Below are 19,603 nucleotides of genomic sequence, written 5' to 3'. Positions count from 1 at the left end.
TCACACAGGGGTGACATTCCCCGAGTCGCGATACAGGCCGCGCTTGGCGATGTATTGCACGACACCATCCGGCACCAGGTACCACACCGGTTTCCCGGCGGCGACCCGCGTGCGGCAGTCACTCGATGAGATGGCCATCGCGGGCACCTCGACCAGCGTGACCGTGTCGGCGGGGAGGTGTTCGTCGGTCAGTTCGAAGCCGGGCCGGGTCACCCCGATGAAGTGCGCCAGCGAGAAGACCTCGAGCGCGTCCTTCCAGGAGAGGATCTTGGCCAGCGCGTCGGCGCCGGTGATGAAGAACAGCTCGGCGTCCGGCCCGTGCAGGGCCCGCAGGTCGCGCAGCGTGTCGACGGTGTAGGTCGGCCCGCTCCGGTCGATGTCGGCCCGGCTGACCTGGAACTGCGGGTTCGAGGCGGTGGCGATGACCGTCATCAGGTAGCGGTCCTCGGCCGGTGTGACCCCGCGCGGTTTCTGCCACGGCTCGCCGGTCGGCACGAACACCACCTCGTCGAGGTGGAACCGGCCGGCCACCTCACTCGCCGCGACGAGGTGACCGTTGTGGATCGGGTCGAACGTGCCACCCATGATCCCAACGCGCTTGCCGCCCATCGACGAAGAATAGATCAACCATCGAGACGCTTGCGTACGGCACTGAGCAGATCACTGGCCGTGAAGGGCTTCTCCAGCAGCGCTACCCCGGGCGCGAGCGTCCCCTGCGAGGCGAGCACCGGCTGGGCGTACCCGGACATGAACAGCACCCGGGTGCCGGGCCGCACGTCGGTCAGCCGCTCGGCCAGCTCGTTGCCCAGCATCCCGGGCATCACCACGTCGCTGACCAGCAGGTCGATCTTGCCCTCGTGGAGCGCGGCCAGTTCCAGCGCCTGCCGGCCGCCGTCGGCGGTGAGCACCCGGTACCCGGCGCCGGAGAGGATCCGCCCGGCCACGTCGCGCAGCGCCGCCTCGTCCTCGACCACCAGCAGCGTCTCGCCGTGCCCGTCGCTCGGTGGCTGGGCGGCGGCCAGCGGATCCACCGGCGAGGAGGAGCCGACCGGCAGCAGCACGGTGACCGTGGTGCCGACCCCCGGCTCTGAGGTCAGCGACACCGCGCCGCCGGACTGGCCGGCGAGGCCGTAGACGGTGGCCAGCCCGAGCCCGGTGTTGCCGCTCTTGGTGCTGAAGAACGGCTCGAACGCGCGCTCGGCCACGTCCGGCGGCATGCCCTCGCCGGAGTCGCTGACCCGGAGCCGCACGTACTCGCCGGGGGTCAGCTCGCGATGCCCGGCGCCGATCCGCTGGTACGCGGTGTCGATCACCAGCTCGCCCCCGTCGGGCATGGCGTCGCGGGCATTCGCGGCCAGGCTGGCGAGCATCTGCTCGATCTGGCCGGGGTCGCAGGTCACCGGGGGCAGATCCGGCCCCGGGCGTACGGTCAGGCTGATCCGGTCGTTGATCTCGGCCCGCACGGCTTCGTCGAGGCCGGTGACCACCTCGTTGAAGTCGACGACCCGCGGGCGGGCCACCTCGCGGCGGGCGAAGGCCAGCAGCTTGTGCGTGAGGTCGGTGCCGCGCTCGCCGGCCCGGACCACCTGCCGCGCGTCGTCGGCGATCGCGGCCAGGTCGGGCTTGTCCGAGGACGCCTCCTCGATCACGAAGTGCGCGTAGTTGAGGATCACGCCGAGCAGGTTGTTGAAGTCGTGCGCGATACCACCGGCCAGCCGGCCAAGGCTCTCCAGGCGCTCCGCCCGCTCATTCACCACAAATGCCAGCTTACGGGTTGAAACTGGGCGCAAACCCAGACACGCTCATCAACGACGCGCCAGTAGTGCCTTGCGCATGTCGTCGTCCTGGTCGATCACCGTGCGCCGCAGCGTGGCGTTCACGTCGGGCCGGGCGAGCAGGCCGGCCGCCAGGGCGCGGGTCGACTCGGCCACGGCCAGCGACGGATAGAGCGCGGTCCCGATCAGCTCGGCCCCGGACCCGCCCCGCTCCTTGAACAGTTCCGGCATCTCGGTGAAGTAGCGGGCCACGTACGCGTCGGTCAGCGCGGCCTGCTCGGGCTGCCAGAAGCCCAGCGCCGCCGCCTCGGCCATCCGCGCCGAGGTGCCCGGGTCGACGATCCGCCGCCACGCGGCGGCCTTCGCCTCGGGGGTGGGCAGCGCGGCCCGGCAGCGCATCGCGAACCGCTCGCCGGTGGCCGTGCGGTCCCGGGCGAACTCGGCCTCGATCTCCGCCTCGGTGGCGGCGCCCAGCTTCACCAGCCGGTAGAGGATGTACCAGCGCACCTCGGCGTCGACGGCCAGGCCCTCGGGCACACCCTCGTCGTTCAGCCAGCCCCGGATCCGCCCGGTGTCCACGGTCGACGCGATCAGCATCCGGGCCGCGGCGAGCTGCCGCGACCCGGCCGGCTCGGCGACGGTCAGCAGCCGGTCACAGGCCTGGGCCATCAGCTCCAGCGCGGCCGGGCGGGTCTCCGGGGTGGAGTAGCGGTCGACCAGCCGGCGGGTCATCGCGAGCACGTCCTCGATGACCACCACCTCGGTCTCCATCGGCAGCGCGGCCATCACCAGGGTGACCAGCTCGGCCACCGGCCGCTCGGCGTCCCGCGCGGCGTCGATGACGGCGCCCCAGATCACCGCGCGGGCCAGCGAGTCGCCGAGCAGTGGCAGGAGCATCGGCACGGCGGCCAGCGAGGCGTCGTCCAGGCGGATCTTGGCGAAGGCCAGGTCCCCGTCGTTGAGCAGCAGCAGGTCGGCGGCCGGGGTTCCGGTCAGCTCGGGCAGCACAGTCCGCGCGGCGCCGGCCGGGATGTCCACCTCGATCAGCCGGCGGCGGGTCACGGTGGCGTCGGCCCGGTGGTCGAACACGCCCATCCCGATCCGGTGCGGGCGCAGCACCGGGTACTTCTCGTGCGCGGTCTGCACCACCGCCACCTCGGCGTAGGTGCCGTCCTCGGCCAGCGTCACCTCGGTGCGCAGCGTGTTCACCTCGGCCGTCCGCAGCCAGGCCTCGGCCCAGCCGGTCAGGTCGCGGCCGCTCACCTTGGTCAGCGTGCCGAGCAGGTCGGCCAGCGTGGCGTTGCCGAACTGGTGCGCGGCGAAGTGCTCGTTGACCCCGGCGAAGAAGACGTCGTCACCGAGGAAGGCGACGAGCTGCTTGAGCACGCACGCGCCCTTGGCGTACGAGATGCCGTCGAAGTTGAGCAGCGCCAGCTCGGTGTCGTCGACCCGGGCCGGCGCCACCGGATGGGTCGACGGGAGCTGGTCGGCGCGCAGGCCCCAGGACTTGCGGGCGACCGCGAAACTGGTCCACGCGCTGGTGAAGCGGGTCGCCTCGGCGGTGATCCGATATCCCATGTGCTCGGCGAACGACTCGTTCAGCCACAGGTCGTCCCACCAGCTCATGGTGACCAGGTCGCCGAACCACATGTGGGCCATCTCGTGCGCGATCACGGCGGCCCGCATCTGCCGTTCGCTGTCGGTCACCGCCGACTGGAAGATGAACTCGTCCCGGAACGTCACCAGTCCCGGGTTCTCCATCGCTCCAGCGTTGAACTCGGGAACGAAGGCCTGCTGGTAGTGCCCGAACGGGTACGGGATCTCGAAGATCTCGGCGTACCGGTCGAGGCACTGCTTGGTGATCTCGAACAGCTCGGGCGCCTGCTCGTCCAGGTGCGCGCCCAGCGACTGCCGGCCGTAGACGGCCAGCGGCACGTCACCGTGCTCGTCGCGCACCACGTGGTACGGCCCGGCCAGCAGCGACACGAAGTAGGTGGCCAGCGGCGCGGTCGGCGCGAACTCCCAGCGCCCGTCCCCGGCCGAGGCGACCCGGCCGTTGGCGGCCACCTCCCACTCGGGCGCGGCGGCCACCCGCAGCGTGTACGGCGCCTTCAGGTCGGGCTGGTCGAAGCAGGCGAACACCTTGCGGGCGCCGTCCAGGAACAGGTTGGCGTAGAGATAGGTGCGCTTGTCGCCCGGGTCGACGTAGCGGTGCAGCCCCTCGGCGTCGTTGGCGAACCGCATCCGCGCCTCGACCACCAGCTCGTTGGCGGCGGCCAGCCCGGCCAGCGGCAGCCGCTTGTCGGCCAGGCCGGCCGGGTCGACGTCGGCGCCGTTCAGGGTGACCGAGATCAGCTCGGCCGGCTCCAGGTCGGCGAAGGTCGAGCCACCCGGGGTCGCGGCGAACCGCACCACGGTCCGGGACAGGAACGAGCCGGCCGGATCGGTCAGATCCAGGTCGATCTCGTACGACTCGACTTCGATCGTCGCGGCCCGATCGGCGGCCTCGGCACGGGTCAGGCTGGGCATACGCCAATCATGCCGGTAGAAAGTCCGGGATATCCTCGTCTCGCGCGCGTGTCGACAGCACGGCGTCACCAACGTGCTGACATCCTGGCCGCCGCGCCCGGTCGGCCATGGGCCTCTACGCCTATTGAACCAACGCCGGAAGGCGCTTCTCGAAGCACACGCTGAGCGGGTTGCCGACGTACTCCCCGTACACCGGGATGGGCCGGTAACCCGCCGAGCGGTAGAGCGCGATCGCGCCGGTGAGGTAGACGCCGGTCTCCAGCCGCACCGTGGTGTGGCCGGCCGCCAGCGCCTCTTCCTCGAGCGCCACGACCAGTGCCCGGGCGATGCCCTGACCGCGGTAGGACGGCCGCACGAACATCCGCTTCAGCTCGGCCACCCCCTCCTCCAGGGGCTGCCAGCCACCGCAGGCGACGGCCCGGCCGCCGATCAGCGCGACCAGGTAATGGACGTCAGGGGCCGGGTAGACGAGCTCGTCGCCGGACTCGGCCAGCTCTCGCTGCTGCGCCGTGACCAGGGCGGCGACTTCGGGGTCGAGCGCCTCGCGCGCCTGGATCTGCACGCTCGAAGCCTAGTCGTCGTCCGTTTCGCCAGGGTTGCGCCCAGCTGGCCGGGAATCTATCCCTCGGTGTCGTCGCCCTCCACCAGGACCGGTCGGGTCGCGTTGGCCACCGTGGTGATCGTGCCGTCGTCGGACATGTGCAGCAGCTCGTCGTCCGAGCGCATCCGGCGTGCCTTGCGGGCGGCCAGGCGCTGGGCGGCGCTGGGCCGGTGGTTCTCGTCCTCCAGCCGGGAGTCGGTGCCACGCGGGCCCTGGACGTAGGCGCTGGCGGCGGGCTGGTAGTCGAACTCCTGGGCGCCGATCCGCACCGGGTCGCCCGGCTGCGCGCCCTTCTTGGCCAGGGTGGCCTCCACCCCGAGGCGATCCAGCCGGTCGGCCAGGTAGCCCACGGCCTCGTCGTTGTCGAAGTTGGTCTGCCGGATCCAGCGCTCGACCTGGACGCCGCGGACGACCCACACGCCTTCGCCGTCCTGCTCGACGGTGAAGCCCTTCTCGTCGACCGCGCGCGGCCGCACCACGGTCCGGGACGGCTCGGCCGGCGGCGCGGCCAGCCGGTGCTCGTCGACCGCCCGGGCCAGCGCGAAGATCAGTTCCTTGAGGCCCTCGCGGGTCACCGCGCTCACCATGAACACCTGGTAGCCGCGCGCCTCCAGGTCGGGCTTGACCATCTCGGCCAGGTCCCGCCCGTCCGGGATGTCGATCTTGTTGAGGACGACCATCCGCGGCCGGTCCTCCAGTCCGCCGTACGCGGCCAGCTCGGCCTCGATCGCGTCCAGATCGGCCAGCGGGTCGCGCTCGATCTCCGGCGCCGCCGAGTCGAGCACGTGGAGCAGCACCGAGGTCCGCTCGATGTGCCGCAGGAACTGCATGCCCAGGCCCTTGCCGGTGGCCGCGCCCGGGATCAGGCCGGGCACGTCGGCGACCGTGAAGGTCTCCTCGCCGGCCTGCACCACGCCCAGGTTGGGCACCAGGGTGGTGAACGGGTAGTCGGCGATCTTGGGCTTGGCCGCCGAGATCACCGAGATCAGCGACGACTTGCCGGCCGACGGGAAGCCGACCAGGCCGACGTCGGCGACGCTCTTCAGCTCGAGCACCACGTCGAGCTGGTCGCCCGGCTCGCCCAGCTCGGCGAAACCCGGCACCTTGCGCCGGGTGTTGGCCAGCGAGTGGTTGCCGCGACCGCCGCGACCGCCGCGGGCCACCTCGAAGGAGGCGTCCGCCCCGATCAGGTCGGCCAGCACCTCGCCCTCGGTGGTCATCACGACCGTGCCGTCCGGCACCTTGAGCACCAGGTCGGCGCCGTTCGCGCCGTCCCGGTTGGCGCCCGCCCCGCCGGCGCCGTTGGTCGCCTTGACGTGCGGCCGGAAGTGGAAGTCGAGCAGGGTGTGCTGCTGCGGGTCGACCTCGAGCGTGATGCCGCCGCCGTGGCCGCCGTCGCCGCCGTCCGGGCCGCCGAGCGGCTTGAACTTCTCCCGCTTCACGGACACGCAGCCGTGCCCGCCGTCACCTGCCTGCAGATGAAGGACGACGCGGTCGACGAAGGTGGTCACTGTTGTCTCCTGCCCGAAAACACAAACGGGCCGCGGGACCCTGAGGTCCGCGGCCCGCCGGAAAAAAGAAGTTACTGCGCGACCGGCACGATGCTGACCGTCTTGCGGCCACGCTTGGTGCCGAACAACACGTTGCCCTGCGCGAGGGCGAACAGCGTGTCGTCGCCGCCCCGGCCGACCAGGTCGCCCGGGTGGAACTTCGTGCCGCGCTGGCGGATCAGGATCTCGCCCGCGTTGACCAGCTGGCCGCCGAAACGCTTGACACCGAGCCGCTGGGCGGCGGAGTCGCGACCGTTCCGCGAGCTGGAAGCACCCTTTTTGTGAGCCATGACTGCGCCCCCTACTTCCCGGTGGAGATGCCGGTGACCTTGACGCGGGTCAGCGGCTGACGGTGACCCTGGCGCTTGTGGTAGCCGGTCTTGTTCTTGAACTTGTGGATCCGGATCTTCGGACCCTTGGTGTGCTCGGCGATCTCGCCGGACACCGTCACCTTGGCAAGCTTGGCCGCATCGGTCACCAGATCGTCACCGTCGACGAGGAGGAGCGGAGCGAGCGTCAGCGAGTCGCCGGGAGCACCAGCAAGCTTCTCGACCTCGATCACGTCGCCCTCGGCAACCTTGTACTGCTTGCCGCCGGTCTTGACGATCGCGTACATCGGACGCGGACTCCCTGACACTTACGCAGCCCACGATTGCGCTGCTTGGCGGATGGTGCTCGTCTTACCGTGCTCGTCTAACGCTCGGCCCCAAGGGCCGCACAGGAAGAGGGCGCCTGGAAAAGCGCCGTTGATAAGCCTACTTCATCGAGGCGGCAGAGCCCAAACCGGGGTCAGCCCCGCCCGCAGGCCTTGTCCAGCGTTCCGCTGAGCTCTCCCAGCTTGTCGGCGTCCAGCTTGCGCACGTCGCCGTTGAGCGCCTTGACCTCGGTGCTCATCTCGCCCAGGGCCTTCTTCAGCCCGGCGTCGCCGGCCAGGGTGGAGAGGTCCTTCAGGACGAACGAGAAGTTCTGCACGTCACGCTTGGTCTTCTGCTCGACCTCGGCCTTGACGGCGTCGGTGGCCCCGGTGAGCACCTTCAGGTCCCGCGTGAAGGTCGCGCCGAACTGGGCGGTCACCTTGTCGGCCTGGGTGCAGATGGCCTTGGTGTCCTTCGACAGCGCGGCGTCACCCCCGGCCGCCTTGGCCGGGGCGCCGCTGGGGGCGGCCGCGGTGGCCGGCGGCGGGATCGCGCCCGGGGTCGCCGTCGTCGCGGCGGCGTCGGGCGACGACGAACACGCGGCGATCGGCAGGCTGAACAGCAGCGGGAGCAGGAGTAGCAGGCGTCGCATCGGGAGAGAGTAACCGACGTCGATGGCGATGGCGGCTCGGCAGTTAACTTTCTTTACCGAACCGCCATCCCCGGATCGATCAGGGGCGGGTACGCCGCCGGGTTCCCCCGCGCCGCGACCGTCGCCGGCCACCGGCGCCGGCGCCCACCGGCTCATCGTCCTCGTCCTCGTCCTCGTCACCCGCGGCGTCCGGGTCGTCGGAACCGGCCAGCGGCGCCGCCGAGCCGTTCGACTCGAAACGGGACAGGTCGTACCCGCTCATGTCGTAGTCGTCGTCGTTGTCGCTGGTGGTCAGCACCTTCTTGGAGCCGATGATGCCCGACCCGGTGACCGGAGCCGCCGGCGCGACCGGAGCGACCGGCGCCACCGGCTCGTCCGCCTCGACCGCGACCTCGAACTCCAGCGGCTCGTCGTCCGGCTCGTCGATGACCACGAGCTCGGCCACCGGCTCTTCCACCGGCGCCGGCTCGGTGTTCCGGCCCCGCCGCCGGGACGACGACTTGGTCGGCGTGGCCGGCGTGGTCGCCGCGGCCACCGACTTCACCTGGTTCACCGCGCCGGACGAGCGCTTCTCCGGCACCGGCTCGGTGTGGATCATCACCCCGCGGCCCTTGCAGTGATCGCAGGTCTCGCTGAACGCCTCCAGCAGGCCCGCGCCGATCCGCTTGCGGGTCATCTGCACCAGGCCCAGCGAGGTGATCTCGGTGACCTGGTGCTTGGTCCGGTCACGGCCCAGGCACTCGGTCAGCCGGCGCAGCACCAGGTCGCGGTTGCTCTCCAGCACCATGTCGATGAAGTCGATCACCACGATGCCGCCGAGGTCGCGCAGCCGCAGCTGACGCACGATCTCCTCGGCCGCCTCCAGGTTGTTGCGGGTAACCGTCTCCTCCAGGTTGCCGCCCGCGCCGGTGTACTTACCGGTGTTGACGTCGACCACTGTCATCGCCTCGGTGCGGTCGATCACCAGGTGGCCACCCGAGGGCAGGAAGACCTTGCGGTCCAGGCCCTTGAGGATCTGCTCGTCGATCCGCTTGTCGGCGAAGACGTCGGAGACGCCGGCGTGCCGGTGCAGCCGCTCGACCAGGTCGGGCGAGACGCTGTTCAGGTAGTTCTCGATCTCGCCGTAGGCCTGGTCGCCCTGGACCACGAGGTCGTTGAAGTCCTCGTTGAAGAGGTCGCGGACCACCCGGATGACCAGGTCGGGCTCCTCGGACAGGGCGGCCGGGGCGTGCCCCTGCGCGGCCTTGGCCTGGATGTCCTCCCACTGCGCCTGCAGCCGCTTGACGTCGCGGGCCAACTCGTCCTCGCTGGCGCCCTCGGCCGCGGTCCGCACGATCACGCCCGCGCCATCCGGCACCAGCTTCTTCAGCACGTCGCGGAGCCGCTTGCGCTCGGTGTCCGGCAGCTTGCGGCTGATGCCGGAGGCGTTGCCGTTGGGCACGTAGACCAGGTGCCGGCCAGACAGCGCGATGTGGCTGGACAGCCGGGCGCCCTTGTGCCCGATCGGGTCCTTGGTCACCTGGACCAGCACCGAGTCGCCGGAGCGCATCGCCTGCTCGATCGAGCGGGCGCGACCCTCCAGCCCGGTGGCGTCCCAGTTGACCTCGCCGGCGTAGAGCACCGCGTTGCGGCCCCGGCCGACGTCCACGAACGCCGCCTCCATGCTGGGCAGCACGTTCTGGACCTTGCCCAGGTACACGTTGCCGACCATGGTGCCGGAGGTGGACCGGGACACGTAGTGCTCGACCAGGACGCCGTCCTCGAGCACGGCGATCTGGGTGCGGTCGGGCTTCTGGCGCACCACCATCACCCGGTCGACCGCCTCGCGGCGGGCCAGGAACTCCGACTCGCTGAGGATCGGCGGACGGGTCCGGCGCTGCTCGCGGCCGTCCCGGCGGCGCTGGCGCTTGGCCTCGAGCCGGGTCGAGCCGGAGACGCCCTGCACCTCGTCGCTGCGGCGCGGCTCACGGACCCGCACCACGGTGTGCACGCCGTCCTCGACGCCACCCGAATCGTCGCTGCCACCGGAGCCCTTGCGCCGGCGCCGGCGGCGGCGGCGGGTCACCCCGTCGCCCTCGTCGCTCTCCTCGTCGTCCTCGCCCTCGGCCTCCGCCTCGCCGGCGTCGGCCGCGGCGGGCTCGGCGTCATCGCCCTCGTCGGACGGGCCCTTGCCCCGGCCCCGGCCACGACGGCCACGGCGGCGACGGCGGCGGCCGGCGGCCGAGTCATCGTCGTCGTCACCCTCGTCGGCGGAGTCCTCGTCCTCGACGTCGTCCGCGCTCTCGTCGATCTCGTCCAGCGGGGGCAGCTCGACGACCGCGGCCGCGGGGGCCTCGGTCTCGGCGGGCGCCTCCTCGGCCCCGCCGCGGCGACGGCGACGGCTGCTCCGGCGCGGCGCCTCCTCGACCGGCTCGTCCTCGGCCACCGGCTGCTCCGGGACCTCGGCCTCGACGACGGCCGGGACGGCCTTCTTCCGGCTGCGACGGGCCGGGGCGGGCAGTTCCGCCACCTGCGCGTCGGGCGGGATGAACAGCACCGCGGCGGGCACGGCGGCGGCCCGCGGCCGGGCCGGCTTGTCCTCCTCGACCAGCTCGTCCTCCAGCGGGAGGACGACGATCGCGGTGTCTTCATCGTCATCGGGCTCGACGACGGCCACCGGCTCCTCGACCGGCGGCGGCGCGGCCTTCTTCCGGGCCCGGGTGCGCTTGACCGGCTTCTCCGCGGGCGGCGCCTCGGCCTCCGACACCTCGGCCTCCGGCGTGGCCGGTGCCTCGGCCGGCACCCCGGCCACCTCGTCGACCGGCGAGGAGGAGACGGCCGGCGACGCCTTCTTCCTGGTCCGGCGGACGCGGGCCGGCGCCTCGGTCGCGGCTGCCTCGACGGCCGCGCCGGGCTCGTCGGCGGGAGGTTCCGGCGGCACGGCCGCCGGGGCGGCCTTCTTCCGGGCCCTCGTCCGCTTCACGGGCGTGACGGCTGCGTTGCTCTCGGTGGCCTCGGCAGGCTGAGGTGTGACCTCACCCTCGTTTCCACCCTGAGGCTCGTTATCGAGCATGGGCTCTCCAGTTCTGGCGGCCCCGGGCGCGTGTGAGCGCTGCCACGCAGGGTCGCCGCAAGTTTTTCGGGCCCGCCCGCCGTGGTGGCGGCCGAGTCGACCGAAGTCTCCGACGGACGCCAGCCGAATCGGCTAACGCCCTCCGATGGGTACGTCCTCGCGATCCGCGTCCAACGGATCGACGAAATTCCCCTGCGCGGTGAGTGAACCCTGGGCCAGCCGGGTCGCTCGAGGCGGCGCCGGCGGCTCCAGACCGGCCACCACGCGTAGACCGGACAGGACGTCATCGGGTCGAACGGCGGGCGTGACCTGCCGTACGACAAGGTCGAGTATCGCACACGGCGACGCGACCTCCCCGGAAGGTGCGCCAGGTTCGTCGATCACGGTGCCGGAAGTCACCGCCACCCGCGCGTCGAAGGTCCGCCGGCCCTGCTTGGTCATGCGCTCGACCTGCACTTCCGGAGCGCTCATGAACCGTTGCAGAGCGTCCGCGGCGTCGGCCGTCGCCACGCCCGGGAGCTCCAGGCGCCACCGCGACGCGTCGATCCGCTCGGCCAGGCTGGTCCCCTCACGGGCGATCACCGCGTCGAGCACGTCCAGGCCGGGCGACAGCGCCGCGTCCAGCGCGACCCGCAGCTCGGCCGGGTCGACCGGGGCCTGGAGGGCGATCTCCAGGTATTCGGCCTCGCTGGCCACGCCGGTGGGCGCCGCGCTCGCGTACGAGATCTTGGGGTGGGGGTGGAAACCCTGGGAGAAGGCGATGGGTACGGCCGCACGCCGCAACGCCCGTTCGAACGCACGAGCGAAGTCGCGGTGTGAGGTGAAGCGCAACGGGCCACGCTTGGCGTACCGGATCCGGATCCGCTGGACCACCGGCGCCTGACCGCCGGCGGGCTGGTTCTTGGGCGCCATCTCAGACCGGCACCCGGAGGCTGTTCACCGGGGTCAGCGGCAGCAGCTTCTTGCCGGTGGGCCCGATCTGGATCTCGGTGTCCATGGACGGGCACACGCCGCAGTCGAAGCAGGGCGTCCAGCGGCAGTCGTCCTGCTCGTACTCGGACATGGAGTCCTGCCAGTCCTGCCAGAGCCAGTCCTTGTCGAGACCGGAGTCGAGGTGGTCCCAGGGCAGAACCTCGAGCTGCTCGCGCTCGCGGGTGGTGAACCAGTCGAGGTCGACGCCGAACGCGGGCAACACCTCGGCGCAGGCCTCGACCCACCGCGCGTACGAGAAGTGCTCGGACCAGCCGTCGAACCGGCCGCCCTTCTCCCAGACCCGGCGGATCACCTGGCCGACCCGCCGGTCGCCGCGGGACAGCAGGCCCTCGATCAGCGACGGCTCGCCGTCGTGGTAGCGGTAGCCGATCGCCCGGCCCAGCGACCGGTCCGAGTTGATCTCCTGCTTGAGCATCTTGAGCCGAGCGTCGATGACCTCGGGCCGCTCCATCTTCGCCCACTGGAACGGGGTGTGCGGCTTGGGCACGAACCCGCCGATGGAGACCGTGCAGCGGATGTCCTTGGTGCCGGCGGCGGCCCGGCCGGCCTTGATCACCTCGTGGGCCATCCGGCCGATCTGCAGCACGTCTTCGTCGGTCTCGGTGGGCAGGCCGCACATGAAGTAGAGCTTCACCTGCCGCCAACCGTTGGAGTAGGCCGTGACGACCGTCCGGATCAGGTCCTCCTCGGTCACCATCTTGTTGATGACCTTGCGGATCCGCTCCGAGCCGCCCTCGGGGGCGAAGGTGAGGCCGGTGCGGCGCCCGTTGCGGGAGAGCTCCTGGGCCAGGTCGATGTTGAACGCGTCGACCCGGGTCGAGGGCAGGGACAGCGAGACGTTGGTGTCGGCGTACTGCTCGGCCAGGCCGGAGCACATGTCGCCGATCTCCGAGTGGTCGGCGCTGGACAGCGACAGCAGGCCCACCTCGTTGAACCCGGAGAACTCCAGGCCCTCTTTCACCATCTGGCCCACCGTGTTGATCGAGCGCTCACGCACCGGGCGGGTGATCATGCCCGCCTGGCAGAACCGGCAGCCGCGGGTGCAGCCCCGGAAGATCTCCACCGCGTACCGCTCGTGGACCGTCTCGGCCAGCGGGACCAGCGGCTTCTTCGGGTACGGCCACGCGTCGAGATCCATCGTGGTCCGCTTGTGCACCCGGAACGGCACGTCCGGCCGGTTGGGGACGATGCGCTGGATCCGCCCGTCGGGCAGGTAGTCGACGTCGTAGAAGCGAGGGACATAGATACTCTCGGTACGCGCCAGACGCAGCAGCAGCTCGTCGCGCCCGCCGGGACGGCCCTCGGCCTTCCACTCCCGGATGATGCCGGTGATCTCCAGCACGGCTTCCTCACCGTCGCCCAGCACGGCGGCGTCGATGAAGTCGGCGATCGGCTCGGGGTTGAAGCTGGCGTGCCCGCCGGCCAGCACGATCGGGAACTCGTCGCCCCGGTCGGCGGCCAGCATCGGGATCTGGGCGAGGTCGAGCGCGGAGAGCAGGTTGGTGTAGCCCAGCTCGGTGGCGAACGAGACACCCAGCACGTCGAAGGCGTGAACCGGGCGGTGCGCCTCGAGGGTGAACTGCGGGACGCCGTTCTCCTTCATCAGCGCCTCGAGGTCGGGCCAGACCGCGTAGGTGCGTTCGGCCAGCACGTCGGGCTGCTCGTTGAGCACCTCGTAGAGGATCTGCACGCCCTGGTTGGGCAGGCCCACCTCGTACGCGTCGGGATACATCAGCGCCCAGCGGACGCTGGCGGAGTCCCAGTCCTTGACGACGGCGCCGAGCTCGCCACCCACGTACTGGATCGGCTTGCTGACCCGGGGCAGCAGCAGTTCGAGCTGGGGGAAGACGGAAGCGACGCTCATGGGGACCCAGACTAGCCGCCTTCAGTCCGGCTTTGGGTGGTGGGCGGGGCGGCGGACGTGCGGCTTACCCGCCCAGGTCGGCCGCGGCCTTGTCGAGATCGGTGGCGAGGAGATCGTCCCGGAAGGCGCACAGCTGGAGCGTCATCCGGGCCGGCCCGGTCGCGCCGACGACCAGCCGGATGCCGCGGCCCCGATCGTCCATGTCGCCGACGATCCAGTCGAGCAGCCGCACCCCGGCGCTGTCCAGGAACGACACCGAGGTCAGGTCGATCACGACCGGGTCCTCGCCGCCCACGTACCCGACGATCTCCCGGCCGATCGCGGCCGCGGTGGCGAGGTCGATCTCGCCGGTGATCGAGACCACGGCGACCGGTCCACGGCGCGAGTAGGCGACCGCCTTGCCCGCCTCGTGGTTCACGCGTTCTCCTTCCGGGTGCGCCGCATGGTCACCACGGTGCCGGCGCTCCGATCGAACGACACATGATCCATCACCTGTCGGATGAGTTGAAGCCCCCGCCCACGCGACACGTCGGAGCGGGCCGGCCGCCACACGCCCCGGTCGGCCACGACCACCTCGACGGCCTCGCCCGACACCGTCGCGACGATCTCGACCTGACCGAACGGGTCGTCCCGATAACCGTGCTCGATCGCGTTGGCGACCGCCTCCGAGCAGGCCAGCAGCACGCCCTGGACGCTCTCCTCGTCCACCTGGTGCGTGATCAGCCAGGCCTTCATCTCCTTGCGGAGCAGTGCAATCTGCATCGGGTCAGCGCCGATGGAACGCTCCAGGCGCTCGTCGGTGCCCAGGGTCAGGCAGAGCAGGCAGACGTCGTCGGTGTGGTCGGTGCCCACCATCAGGTCGGCGAACCCGGCGGCCAGCCCGGCCGTGGGCGCGTCCCGGCGCCGGGCCCACTCCCGGGCCATCGTGTCCAGGCCCTGGTCGATCGGGCGGTTGCGGCGCTCGACCAGGCCGTCGGTGTAGAGCAGCAGGCGGCTGCCGGAGGCCAGCTTGACCTTCTCCTCCACCCGGTCGCGCTTGCCGGCCCGCGAGCCGAGCGGCGCGGACCGGGCGCCCATCAGGTAGCGGGCCTGGCTGGCCGGCTCGTGCAGCAGCGGCGGGAGGTGGCCGGCGCAGGCGTACGTCATCACGTTGGTGGCCAGGTTGATCTCGCAGTAGGCCACGGTCGCCATCTTCGCGGTGATCACCCGGTCGACGAACCGGTCGAGCTTCCGCAGCACCTTGGCCGGTCCGGCGTCGGCCGAGGCCACGGCCCGGACCGCGCTGCGCAGCTGGCCCATGGTGGCGGCCGCGTCGATGCCCCGGCCGACCACGTCACCGACCACGACGGCCAGCTTGTCCGGCGAGATCATGAAGGCGTCGAACCAGTCGCCGCCGACCTCCAGGCCCTGCGCCGCCGCGTGGTATTCCGTCTCGACCACGAACCGCGAGTCGCGGGGCGTCGACCCGGAGAGCAGGCTGCGCTGCAGCGTACGGGCGACCGCCCGCTCCTGCTCGTAGAGCCGGGCGTTCTCCAGGGCCAGCGCGGCGCGCGAGGTCAGTTCGGTCAGGAAACCCGACTCGGCCACGGTCCGGCGGGCGCCCTCGAGCCGCAGCGCCAGCGTGCCCAGCACCAGGCCGCGGGCGGTCAGCGGCAGCACCGCGGTGCCCACCTCGGTGGCGTCGGCAGCCGGCCACAGCGCCTCGCCGCTGACCGTGACCCGGGCGATCTGGTCGGCGATCAGCTCGGGGTCGGGTGGCGGGCCGCCCGACTCGGCGAGCAGCCCGGGCGGGCCACCCACCTGCAGGCGCACCGAGGCCCACTCGGCGACCTCCGGCACCAGCCGCTCGACCAGGCGCTTGGCCCGGGCGGTGAGCCGGTTCTCCTCGTCCATCTCGCGGGTCGTCCCGGCCAGGAAGGTGACCCGCGCCTCGCGCAGCCGCGCCGCGTCGTACAGCCGGGCCCGGTCCAGCGACTGCCCGCCCTGCTGGCCGAGCAGCCGGATCACCAGCAGTTCGCTCTCGCTGAGCTCGCGCGGCTCGGCGAAGCTGAACGCGAGCACCCCGCGAACCTCGGTCTGGTCGTCGGCCGGGCCGGTGGCCAGCGGCAGCAGCACGGCCAGGGTCCGACCGGCGTCGCGCATGGCCTCGGCCAGCCCGCCGAACCGGTCCTCGGCCTTCTCCGGCGCGCTGATCACCTCGAGCTCGCCCCGGCGGGCCACCTCGGCCGCCGCGCCGGCGGTCACGCCCGGGTCGGCCGCCGAGACCTCGATCAGCCCGCCGCGGTCGGCGCCGGTGAGCCAGACGCTGCTCGCGGTGGCGCCGAAGGCCGGACCGGGCGCGCCGGCCAGAACCTCGGCGACCTCGGCCTCGGTGGCCGCGGCGGCCAGGCCCGCGACGATCGTCTGGAGTACGCGCACCCGGCGCTCGGAGTCCTCGGCGATGCGGCGGGCGTTCAGCAGTTCCCGCTCGTACCCGCGCCGTTCGGTGGCGTTGAAGATCATGGTTCGGATCAGGCGGGGCAGTCCGGCCGGGTCGCGGCCGAGCATCGAGTTGATCAGCGCGGGCAGCCGTCGGCCGTCGGCGCAGACCAGATCGAAGGCGACCTCGTGCACATCGTTCTGCATCCGCAGGAGCGGCGCGTAGTGACTCTCGTGGTAGATCTGCCCGCCGGGCGTCAGCAAATCGCGGAAGCGACGGACGCCGACCAGCTCAGCGCGGGTGTAGCCGGTCCAGGCGAGGAACGTCTCGTTGACCTTGACGATGGTGCCGTCGGGCGTGGTGGTCAGATATCCGCACGGAGCGTGCTCATACAACTCGCTGGGATCCTCCTCCCACGGCACGCGCAGATCCTGAGTCACGTCCCGGTCATCCATGCCTACAAGTAGGCCCGAATGGCGGCGATCGTCTCGTCGGGCGCGCTGAGGTTGGGACAGTGACCCGTGGCATTCATGTAGACCAGTGTGCTACCCGGGAGTTGGGCATGCACGTACTCCCCCACGGGTGTCGGGGCGATGACGTCGTCCGAGCACTGGAGCACGAGCGCCGGCGTCCGCAGCCGGGGCAGGTCGGCGCGGTTGTCGGAGAGGAACGTGACCCGGGCGAAGTGCCGGGCGATCTCCGGGTCGGTGCGGCAGAAGCTGTTCTTCAGTTCGTCGGCCAGCTCGGGCCATTCGGGATGGCCCATGATCACCGGCGCCATCGCGCTCGACCAGCCCAGATAGTTGCTGTCCAGCGAGTCGAGCATGTCCTCGAGGTCGGCGCGCTGGAAGCCGCCGGTGTAGCCCTCGTCGTCGAGGTAACGCGGCGACGGGCCGATCAGCACCAGCTTGGCGAACTTCTCGGGCTCGCGGATCGCGGCCAGGATGCCGATCATCGCGCTCACCGAGTGGCCGACGAAGACCACGTCGCTCAGGCCGTGCTCGTCGATGATCTCCAGCACGTCGTCGGCGTACCCGTTCAGGGTGGAGTACTTCTTCTCGTCGTACTCCCGCAGGTCGGACTTGCCGTTGCCGACGTGGTCGAACAGCACGATCCGATGGGTGTCGGCGAAGGCGGGAGTGACGAGGCGCCACATGTTCTGATCACAGCCGTAGCCGTGGACGAACATGATCGGCTGCCCGGAGGGGTTACCGGTCACGGTCACGGCGTTGCGCGCGGTCGTATTCATCGTGGGGTCACCTTACGACTCCGGAGCGTTCCGCACGACGGTCAGGTTGTCCGGCATTTGTGAGCCGGTGTCTGGTTCGACGGCCGTCCAAGGCCTGGCACACCCCGGATAACCTGGGGTTTGGCGTCACACCAGGGGTGCGACGCCCAGCCTTAGGAGGATACGAACGGATGGCCGATCAGCCGGGCGGGAATCCCCCGGACGCCCGATCGCCCGACCCGACGAGGATCGCGGCGGACGGTGACCCCTCGACTGTGGACGCTCCGGCGCGCTGGAGCGGGTCGGCCGCCATCCCCCCGCCGCAGCCGAAGAAGTCCCTCTGGCCGCGCCGCACGGCCGCCGCCGCGGACGAGGACGACGACTGGGGCACGACGCCGGCCGTCGACCCGTGGGCCGGCCAGGACACCCCCTGGGACCCGCTGCAGCTCCCGGCGCCCATGCCGGCGCCCGTGCCGATGCCGCCGACCCGCATCGAGGCGCCGGCGCCGCCACCGACCCGCATCGACGCGCCCGCCCCGGCTCCTGCCCCGGCGCCACCGCCTCTGCCGCCCCCGCCGCCTCCGAAGCCGACGCGCGCCGAGAAGCGCGAGGCGAAGCGGGCCCAGAAGCAGCCCCCGCCGCCGGTCAACCGCGTCCCGGTCCAGCCCCGGCCCACCTCCGTCCCGCCGGAATACGCCCGGCAGGTCGTCCAGCGGCCGCCCGGCCCGCCGCGCCCGCCCGGCCTGCCGGGACCCCAGCGCCCGCCCCGGAAGGGCCTGCCGCCGCCGCGCAAGAAGCGCCGCCCGCTGCGCACCCTGGGCACGTTCGCCCTGCTCAGCCTGGTCTTCTGCGCCGGCGTCCCGGCGATCTTCCTGTGGCCCGCGGCCGGCCAGTACCCGGTCAGCGCCAGCCTGCCCGACTCCGTCTCCGACCTCGACCGCCGCGACGACGCCACCAGCCGCCGCGCCGCCCAGCGCCTGGCCGCCGAACTCAGCGACGGCGGCCAGGCGTTCGCCGGCATCTACGCCGACGGCAACGGCAAGCGGGTCACCATCTTCGGCACCACCGGCCTGCGGATCACCCCGGAGCAGGACGTCGAGGCGCAGATCCGGCAGCTCACCCCGGACTACGACATCGAGGACGTGCGGCCGTTCGACATGGGCGAGACCGGCGTGCACGAGCGCTGCGGCAAGGGCCGGGCCGGCCGCAACACCGTCGTGGTGTGCGCCTGGGCCGACCACGGCAGCCTGGTGACCGTGCTGATGACCAGGCGTTCCATCGCCGACAGCGCCGATCTCACCGCGGTTCTGCGGAGTGCGGTGCTCAACCGCGGGTAGAAAAAACCCGTGACCCGATGGCTGTTCGCCGACCAGCTCGGCCCGCACTTCCTCGACGCGCCGGAGCAGCCGGTCCTGCTGATCGAGTCGAAGGCGGTGTTCCGGCGCCGCCGCTTCCAGTGCTGATGGACGGGGCCGAGCCGGCCGGCGGCCGGTGGAACCTGGACGCCGACAACCGGGAACCACCGCCGAGGACGGCTGCTCTGGGCGTACCCGAGCCCCCGAAGATCGTCGAGGACGAGATCGACGAGCAGGTTCGCGCCGACCTGGACCGCTGGGAACGCGAGGACGGCGTCACGTTCCTGGGCCGCGACGGGCCGCGGCTGTTCCCGGCGACCCGGCGTGAGGCGCTGGCCCGGCTGAACCACTTCGTCGAGCACCGGCTGCCCACGTTCGGCCGGTACGAGGACGCGATGCTGGCCGGTGATCCGTGGATGGCGCACAGCCTGCTCTCGGCGCCGATCAACCTGGGCCTGCTCGACCCGATCGAGGTGATCCACCGGGCCGAGGACGCCCACCGCGCGGGCGACGCGCCGCTGGCCTCGGTCGAGGGCTTCGTCCGGCAGATCCTCGGCCGGCGCGACTTCGTCTGGCACCTCTACTGGTACTTCGAGCCGGGCTACCGCCGCGCCAACGAACTGGGCGCCGCCGGCCGCGTACCCCGATGGTTCGCCGATCTCGACGCCGGCTCGGATGAGCTCCAAGCCGTACGCGGGCGGTGGCGCCTACATCGACCGGATGAGCGACTACTGCGGCGGCTGCCGGTACGACCCCAGGGTGCGGGTGGGCGACAACGCCTGCCCGTTCACCGCCGGTTACTGGGCCTTCCTGCACCGCAACGAGCCCAAGCTGCGCGACAACTACCGGATGCGTCAGCCGTTGCGCGGGCTGGACCGGCTCAAGGATCTCGACCAGCTGGTCGAGCAGGAGGCGGCCCGCGGCAGTCGTGCGCCCTAGGTTTTTGACAG

At 71.6% G+C, this 19,603-nt stretch carries 16 protein-coding genes; 2 read left to right on the top strand and 14 right to left on the bottom strand.

Translation table 11 applies throughout. The features are described from left to right. From nadD to AB0O15_RS20420, 14 genes are all read right to left on the bottom strand, one after another. On the bottom strand, nt 1–609 hold the full coding sequence (gene nadD / locus AB0O15_RS20485; protein ID WP_364320557.1) for a nicotinate-nucleotide adenylyltransferase: 609 nt from the start codon (nt 607–609) through the stop codon (nt 1–3). A gap of 14 nt (nt 610–623) precedes the next feature. Then, nucleotides 624–1,754 (bottom strand): ATP-binding protein, encoded by a 1,131-nt coding sequence (locus tag AB0O15_RS20480; protein ID WP_364320555.1) that lies wholly within the window; start codon nt 1,752–1,754, stop codon nt 624–626. A 51-nt stretch (nt 1,755–1,805) separates the two neighbouring features. Continuing rightward, the gene (gene pepN / locus AB0O15_RS20475; RefSeq protein WP_364320553.1) at nt 1,806–4,304 is read right to left on the bottom strand and encodes an aminopeptidase N; all 2,499 of its coding nucleotides are present in this window, start codon (nt 4,302–4,304) and stop codon (nt 1,806–1,808) included. Nucleotides 4,305–4,425: 121 nt separating this feature from the next. After that, on the bottom strand, nt 4,426–4,866 hold the full coding sequence (locus tag AB0O15_RS20470; protein WP_364320551.1) for a GNAT family N-acetyltransferase: 441 nt from the start codon (nt 4,864–4,866) through the stop codon (nt 4,426–4,428). Between the two features lie 56 nt (nt 4,867–4,922). Next, nucleotides 4,923–6,416, bottom strand: coding sequence for a GTPase ObgE (obgE, locus tag AB0O15_RS20465; RefSeq protein ID WP_364320550.1), 1,494 nt, complete (start codon nt 6,414–6,416; stop codon nt 4,923–4,925). A gap of 71 nt (nt 6,417–6,487) precedes the next feature. Beyond that, the gene (rpmA, locus tag AB0O15_RS20460; protein ID WP_364320548.1) at nt 6,488–6,745 is read right to left on the bottom strand and encodes a 50S ribosomal protein L27; all 258 of its coding nucleotides are present in this window, start codon (nt 6,743–6,745) and stop codon (nt 6,488–6,490) included. An 11-nt stretch (nt 6,746–6,756) separates the two neighbouring features. After that, entirely contained in the window at nt 6,757–7,071 is a 315-nt protein-coding gene (gene rplU, locus AB0O15_RS20455; RefSeq protein WP_364320545.1) for a 50S ribosomal protein L21, read from the bottom strand. A gap of 173 nt (nt 7,072–7,244) precedes the next feature. Next, nucleotides 7,245–7,742, bottom strand: coding sequence for a hypothetical protein (locus tag AB0O15_RS20450; protein WP_364320543.1), 498 nt, complete (start codon nt 7,740–7,742; stop codon nt 7,245–7,247). A gap of 79 nt (nt 7,743–7,821) precedes the next feature. Further along, nucleotides 7,822–10,794 (bottom strand): Rne/Rng family ribonuclease, encoded by a 2,973-nt coding sequence (locus tag AB0O15_RS20445; protein WP_364320541.1) that lies wholly within the window; start codon nt 10,792–10,794, stop codon nt 7,822–7,824. Nucleotides 10,795–10,926: 132 nt separating this feature from the next. Continuing rightward, complete coding sequence (locus AB0O15_RS20440; protein ID WP_364320539.1) at nt 10,927–11,706, bottom strand: TIGR03936 family radical SAM-associated protein; 780 nt, start codon at nt 11,704–11,706, stop codon at nt 10,927–10,929. Between the two features lies 1 nt (nt 11,707). After that, nucleotides 11,708–13,651 carry a TIGR03960 family B12-binding radical SAM protein gene (locus AB0O15_RS20435; RefSeq protein WP_364320537.1) on the bottom strand — a complete coding sequence of 648 codons (1,944 nt, stop codon included), beginning with the start codon at nt 13,649–13,651 and terminating at the stop codon, nt 11,708–11,710. A 64-nt stretch (nt 13,652–13,715) separates the two neighbouring features. Continuing rightward, on the bottom strand, nt 13,716–14,069 hold the full coding sequence (locus AB0O15_RS20430; RefSeq protein ID WP_364320535.1) for an STAS domain-containing protein: 354 nt from the start codon (nt 14,067–14,069) through the stop codon (nt 13,716–13,718). Further along, nucleotides 14,066–16,510, bottom strand: a complete 2,445-nt coding sequence (locus AB0O15_RS20425; protein WP_364320533.1) for a SpoIIE family protein phosphatase — start codon at nt 16,508–16,510, stop codon at nt 14,066–14,068. Before AB0O15_RS20425 ends, AB0O15_RS20430 begins: the two co-directional genes overlap by 4 nt. 17 nt (nt 16,511–16,527) lie before the next feature. Then, entirely contained in the window at nt 16,528–17,319 is a 792-nt protein-coding gene (locus tag AB0O15_RS20420) for an alpha/beta hydrolase (protein WP_364320531.1), read from the bottom strand. Between the two features lie 170 nt (nt 17,320–17,489). Here AB0O15_RS20420 and AB0O15_RS20415 point away from each other — a divergent pair, with 170 nt between their 5' ends. Further along, the gene (locus AB0O15_RS20415; RefSeq protein ID WP_364320530.1) at nt 17,490–18,635 is read left to right on the top strand and encodes a hypothetical protein; all 1,146 of its coding nucleotides are present in this window, start codon (nt 17,490–17,492) and stop codon (nt 18,633–18,635) included. Between the two features lie 125 nt (nt 18,636–18,760). After that, a complete protein-coding gene (locus AB0O15_RS20410; protein WP_364320528.1) occupies nt 18,761–19,600 on the top strand; it encodes a cryptochrome/photolyase family protein in 840 nt (279 codons plus the stop codon). Nucleotides 19,601–19,603 lie beyond the last annotated feature (3 nt).

This window comes from Actinoplanes sp. NPDC089786 (assembly GCF_040684855.1).
In the GTDB taxonomy this organism is placed as follows: Bacteria; Actinomycetota; Actinomycetes; order Mycobacteriales; family Micromonosporaceae; genus Actinoplanes.
The sequence above is the reverse complement of the archived record's forward strand: the minus strand, read 5'-3'. Positions and strand labels throughout refer to the sequence as shown.

What these genes read in the sequence shown, in the direction of transcription:
- AB0O15_RS20445 (WP_364320541.1), bottom strand. Translation starts at nt 10,794, where the DNA reads ATGCTCGATAACGAGCCTCAGGGTGGAAACGAGGGTGAGGTCACACCT.
- AB0O15_RS20420 (WP_364320531.1), bottom strand. Translation starts at nt 17,319, where the DNA reads ATGAATACGACCGCGCGCAACGCCGTGACCGTGACCGGTAACCCCTCC.
- rplU (WP_364320545.1), bottom strand. Translation starts at nt 7,071, where the DNA reads ATGTACGCGATCGTCAAGACCGGCGGCAAGCAGTACAAGGTTGCCGAG.
- rpmA (WP_364320548.1), bottom strand. Translation starts at nt 6,745, where the DNA reads ATGGCTCACAAAAAGGGTGCTTCCAGCTCGCGGAACGGTCGCGACTCC.
- AB0O15_RS20410 (WP_364320528.1), top strand. Translation starts at nt 18,761, where the DNA reads ATGGACGGGGCCGAGCCGGCCGGCGGCCGGTGGAACCTGGACGCCGAC.
- AB0O15_RS20450 (WP_364320543.1), bottom strand. Translation starts at nt 7,742, where the DNA reads ATGCGACGCCTGCTACTCCTGCTCCCGCTGCTGTTCAGCCTGCCGATC.
- AB0O15_RS20440 (WP_364320539.1), bottom strand. Translation starts at nt 11,706, where the DNA reads ATGGCGCCCAAGAACCAGCCCGCCGGCGGTCAGGCGCCGGTGGTCCAG.
- pepN (WP_364320553.1), bottom strand. Translation starts at nt 4,304, where the DNA reads ATGCCCAGCCTGACCCGTGCCGAGGCCGCCGATCGGGCCGCGACGATC.
- AB0O15_RS20415 (WP_364320530.1), top strand. Translation starts at nt 17,490, where the DNA reads ATGGCCGATCAGCCGGGCGGGAATCCCCCGGACGCCCGATCGCCCGAC.
- nadD (WP_364320557.1), bottom strand. Translation starts at nt 609, where the DNA reads ATGGGCGGCAAGCGCGTTGGGATCATGGGTGGCACGTTCGACCCGATC.
- AB0O15_RS20435 (WP_364320537.1), bottom strand. Translation starts at nt 13,651, where the DNA reads ATGAGCGTCGCTTCCGTCTTCCCCCAGCTCGAACTGCTGCTGCCCCGG.